The 5,468-nt window shown below is 71.7% G+C and carries 2 protein-coding genes; both read right to left on the reverse strand.

Translation table 11 applies throughout. From position 1 onward, the window contains the following. Positions 1-123 precede the first annotated feature (123 nt). Complete coding sequence (locus AB0G02_RS27210) at positions 124-1,848, reverse strand: acyl-CoA dehydrogenase (protein WP_360799000.1); 1,725 nt, start codon at positions 1,846-1,848, stop codon at positions 124-126. 1 nt (position 1,849) lies between these two features. After that, positions 1,850-5,468 (reverse strand): acyltransferase domain-containing protein (locus AB0G02_RS27215; protein ID WP_360799003.1); only part of this gene is annotated, 3,619 nt, incomplete at its 5' end.

Raw genomic sequence — 5,468 nt, forward strand, 5'->3', positions numbered from 1 at the left:
CGGGGGTGGGGGAGGGCTTGGCGGGGGTTGGGGCGGAACGATTGTGGGTCTCGTGGCGGGGTTCCCCCCAGCCCCCGCCGCCCACGTCCTGGCCGCCGATGTGCAGGGGCCACGTGCGGTGCTTCAGCATGGGATTTGCTCCTCGTCGGGGGTGGGCGTACCGATGGCCGTGGCCAGCAGTTGCGGGGTGTAGCCGAAGGCGTCGACCAGCGCCTCGGCGTGCTCGACCAGCACGAGGCGGTCGGCGTCGGCCTGGGCGGTCAGCTCGTGCCACCCGGCCGGGTCGAGCAGGCCGTGGACGAGGTACCAGTCGGCGTGGTCGAGCACGAGCGACGTTCCGTGGTGGCGAGCCAGCACGTCCAGCACAGTGCGGGCCGGTCCGTCCGCGGCGGTGGCTCCGGCGAGCAGGCTGAGGTGGGCCTGTTCCGCGCAGTGCGCGAGGGCAGCGTCGCGGGCGTGCCCGGTGGCCGCGTTCCAGGCGTCGAACGGGTCGGTGTGGCTCGGGTCGGCCATGCTCGCCCTGGACTGGTCGGCTAGCGCACGGGTGCGGAAGGCCAGCAGACCGGGCACCTCGGTGGGGGCCGGGGAGGAGCCCGTGGTGAACCGCTGATCGGCGATGAGCTGCTTGGCGATGGCCAGGGCGAGGACCTGGTTGTCGCCCTCGGCGGTCACCGCGGCGTGGGCGAGGCCGACGTACTCGGCGATCCGATTGTGCAGCAGCAGGCCCTGTGCGCCACAACGCTCGCGGCACTCGGAGCTGGTGTCGAGCGCGGTGTAGGAGGCGAGCACCTTGACCGTGTTGACGACCAGCGTCCGGTGCGGCTCGGCGACGCCGCCAGCCCACAGGTTCTTGGCGGTGTTCATCAGGCCCGTGGCCGCGTAGGCGCGGCCGATCAACCTGATCAGCACGTCGTTGTGGTTGCGGTGGACCATTGCCGGGACCTGTCGTCCGCGTCCGCCTTGCGTCATGCGGTCCAGCGAGTGGCGGACGGTGATGGCCAGCGCCGCACGGGACTCGGCGAGTGCCGCGCCGGCCAGCAGCATCCGGCCGAGCTTGAGGCAGTCCAGGGTCTGCCAGAAACCGGGTCGCGTGGTGCGCGGATCGGCGTCTTCACCAGGGCCGGGCAGCCAGTGGCGGCGGGGCACGCGCACGCCGTGGAACCCGGTGAGCGCGTAGTCCATGTCCATCGTGATGCCCCGCGACAGCGGTATCACCCGCACGCCGGGAGTGGGGCCGGACTCGGTCGCCAGGCGCACGGCGAACGCGTGCAGCGCCGGTTCAATTCCGGGCATCTCCAGACGCGCGATCACCACGCCGACGCGCGCCAGCCCTGGCAACCCGGTGGTGGACATGATCTTGTAGGCGGTGTGGTCCGGGCTGTCCAGCACGAACTCGTCGGTCGCGGCGTCGTAGGTCGCGCGGGTGCGGATGGCGGCGAGGTTGTTGCCGCTGGTGGTCTCCGTGGCGAGGAACAGGCCGATGGCCCGCATCGAGTCGACGTCGGCCAGCAGATCGGCCACGTCCTGCGGTCGCTGTGCCAGGTTGGCCAGCGAGGCAGCGCACAGGTTGTAGTGCACGCTCATGATGCCCACGGCGGCCGGGTCGACCACGCCCATCCACTCGTGCAGCGCGCACAGCCGGTGCACGTCGCCGTTGACCGAGGACGGAGGGCCGGTCGCGGCGGCGAGGTCGCGCATGTTGGCGTAGGACTGCCGCGCACCGTCCATCCAGGACAAGCCGCGCCGGGGTGCGTACGCGGGTGTGCTCAGCAGCTTCGGCAGGTCGGCGTGGTCGCGGTCGTACCTGCCGTCGAACAGGTACCCGCTCAGGCCTTCGATGAGATCCATATCAGTTCCCCTCCGGGGCGCGGCCGGACAGGCTGAGCCCTTCGACGCGATAGATGAGCAGCCCGTCCACCCAGAGCCGGCCGTCGGCGACGACGTGGTCGGATGCGACGGCGGTGAGGTCGACCTCGACGGTGACCAGGTCGTGCGTGGGTACGACCTGGCCGCGGTAGCTCCAGCGCATCGGATGGCCGATCGCCTGCGGGGTGTCGTGGAGTGCCCAGCCCTGCCGGACGAGGTGGTGGCGCAGCAGTTGGGCCATGGCCTCGACGCCCAGGGAGCCTGGTTGCACCGGGTCGGTGAAGAAGTGCGCGGTGAAGTACCAGTCGCGGGCGCGCACGACCTTCTCCGCGCGCAGCCTGCCCAACCCGGCGGAGCCGCCGTCCGGCCAGAACCCGGTGACGCGGTCGAGCATCAGCGGCCGCAGTCCCGAGTCCCGCAGATCCAGGTCGAGGTTCGGAGTTCCCGTGATGCCTTCTTCCGACCTCCCGGCCTGCTCGTCGAACGCGGAGTTCGGGAAGAACCCGAAGGTCGTCTCCAGTTCGAGCACCGGGACGCCGTCCGCGCTGGTGCGCGCGGTGAACGACTCGAGGACCAGCGTGCCGTCATCCGATACGGCCGTCAGCTCAACCTCGGTGCGCAGCGTCGTGGTCCCGGGCGGGATTTCTCGGAGCGGGGTGAGCGTGCCGTCGAGGTTGCGGAACCGCAGGTCGTCGGTGCGGCGTAGTGGTGTGCCGGTGTACGCGGCGAGCCAGCCGCAGGTCTGCAACGCCGTCTCCATCACCGCGCTCAGGGGCATCGGGCCGCGAACGTCGTGCTCGCCGACTGCCCGGTCGCCGACGGTCGCGGCCCTGGGCGATCCGATGACCTCGGTGATGCGGTCGAGGAACTGGAGCGGCGGGGCGGGCAGCCGCATCATCCGGCGTGGCCCGTCGAAGACCTCGAAGGCGCGGCCGAGGGCGGCCGAGGGGCGGCCGGTGGCGAACGCGCTCATGGCGGTCTCGTCGAAGGGAACGCCGTCCTCGGACCGGGCCACCGGCCGTCCGCTCGCCGGGACCGGGTGGTGCGGCCAGTCCGGTACGAGGCGCAGCCGCACGCCGGCGGCGTGGAACGCCCGCACCCCGTCCACCGTGCACACCAGGTCGGCAGCGATTTCCGGTAGTGGGCCGTCGGTGTGGGCGGTCACGAACACCTCGTAGACCAGCGACCGGCTCTGCGGTGTCACCTGACCCCGGCAGCGCAAGGTCACCTCGCTCTGCGGCACCGGCTCGAACCTCCAGCCGTCCCGGTCTCGGGTATGTCCGAGGGCGGTGAGGTGGAACGCCGCGGCCTGCAGGCAGCCGTCGAACATGAGCGATCCCGGCATGCACGGGTCGTGGTGGAAGTGGCCGTCGAAGAACCAGTGGTCCGGGCTGATGTCCAGCTCGGCGCGCAGGTAGCCGCGACCGAGCGTTCCGCCCGCCGGGTCGAAGTCGGTGACCCGGTCGAACAGCAGCATGTGCCCGTCGGCGATGCGGGGTGTGCGCACGTGGGCGTCGGTGATCTCCCAGCCGCGGCCGAAGCACGCGGTCAGGTCGCCGCGTGAGAACGAGCGCACCTGGTCGTCGTCGAAGCCGCAGGCGAGGCCGGTGGCAGGGGTATGAGGTCCGGCCGGTCGCAGTGCCGTCGGGTCCCACAGCAGCCCGCCGGTGGCGGCCAGTTGCTCGTCGGTGAAGAAGCCCGCCTGCCCGTGGCGCACGGTCAGCCGCAGGCGGTCGCCGGTGTGACAGTCGTAGTGGAAGAAGAACAGGTGGGTGCCGTCGTGGTCGGCGTGGCCGTCGACGCTGATGCGGAACCGGAGCGTGTCGCCCGGTACGGGTGGCGAGTCGTGGAAGGTGAGTTCGCAGCCCAGCAGCCGGTAGACGCGGTCGCCGTCGTGGTGCAGGTCGGCGCCGAGCCAGCTGATCAGCAGCAGGTCGGCCTGGCCTGCTTCGAGCATCAGACCGGCGGGCATCCGTCCCGACGGGTCGAGGTACCAGCTGTCGTGGCGCACGTCGGTCTCGGTGCGGATGACGCCTCGTCCCATCGATGCGGGTTCGCCGTCGAGGTCGAGCACCCGGTCGGCGAGCAGCATCGGCGGTCGGGGCATCCTGGTCTGCCGGGGTCGGTCGTCCAGTTCGGCGAACAGCGGGCCGAAGACCGCGGAGACCTTGCCGTGCGCGAGGTGTTCCAGCGTGGCCCGGTCGAACAGCGTCCGATCGGCGGGCATCGAGACCGATGCTGCCTGGATGGCCCGGGCGCTCACGGCCAGGTACCGCTGGTGCAGTTGGTCGAGGCCGGTGAGCACGGCTAGGTGGGTCCGGGTCGTCGTCGCGTGGATCCCGCCCACGACGGCCGCCGCAGTCGGGCCCCGGGCAATCGTGCAGGGGGCACCGGTCAGCGTGGCCACGATCCGCGGGTCGAGCGCTGATTGCCGTCCCGGTGCGGCTGCGACGGGTGCGTCGACCGCGGGTTCGGGGAAGCTGATGAGCGGTGGGTGCGCGGGCACTGTGATGGTTCGGCCGGGTGACGCGGGCGGGCGGTGGGCTGCGCCGATGAGCCGCGTCCAGTGCTCGTGGTCGACGTCCACGCCTGCCGCGACAAGTTGGGCCACCACGTCGGTGACGTGCTCGACGTCGTCGCCGGCACCGGGATCGAGGGCGAGCGCCAAGTGCTCCCGGCCTCGTAGGGTGGTGTCGATCCAGCCCGTGCACAGCGCCCTGGGCCCGTGTTCGACGAACACCCGCACGCCGTCGTGCCAGGCGCGTTGCACGGTGGCTGCGAAGTGCATGGTGCCCAGTGCCTGGCGGGTCAGCGCCTCGGCCGCGGCGTCGGTGTCGGCGTGGAACCAGTCGGCCGTGCCGGTGGTGTAGAACCGCACGCCGGGTACCGGTTTCGTCGGTCGGTGGTGCAGCGCCCGCCACGCGTCGGCGACTTCTTCCAGCACAGGAGCGTGCGCCGCCACGTCGTAGGTGAGCGGCACGGCGTAGTCGGGGCGCAGTCGCTCCAGGAACCGCTCGCACGCGCCCTCCTCGCCGCCGACGGTGCAGGAGTCGGGGGAGTTGACCGACATGAGGTGCACGGCCCGCTCACCGTCGATCGCCGCGCGGACACGCTCGACGTCTCCACCGAGTAGGTAGGCCCGCCACCGCGTGCCGGTGATGCCGTTCCGTTGCCACCAGCGGCGGACCGCGGCGAACCCGTCGACGAGCTCGTCGCGGAACAGCGGGGAGTCGCGGGTGTCGCGCAGCAGTGATTTCGCGTCCGGCCAGGCTCCCAGGGCCAGCAGCGCGTTGTTCTCGCCCGAGGAGTAGCCGATCGTCACCCGAGGGTTCAGGCCCAGCACGTCGAGGCTGAGTCGGGCGTGCAGCTGGCTCAACCACGACGCGCCCAGCACCCGGGACAGGACGGACTGCTCGGCGGCGTCGGGCAGGAACGTGGCGCGCACGTCGTCGATCGCCTCGCCGAACCACTCGGTCACCCCTGCGACCAGCCCAGGCAGCGCCAGCGCCAGCCCGCGCCCCATGCCCCGGTAGACCGGGGCGCCACCGGTGAAGACCAACGCCACGTCACCGCCGAGCGGCCGGTCGGCGAAGGCAACGCCG

The sequence above is a fragment of the Actinosynnema sp. NPDC023658 genome (genome assembly GCF_040639995.1).
Lineage (GTDB): Bacteria > Actinomycetota > Actinomycetes > Mycobacteriales > Pseudonocardiaceae > Actinosynnema.

Excerpts from the sequence above, each read along its gene's own strand:
- AB0G02_RS27210 (WP_360799000.1), bottom strand. The coding sequence starts at position 1,848 with ATGGATCTCATCGAAGGCCTGAGCGGGTACCTGTTCGACGGCAGGTAC.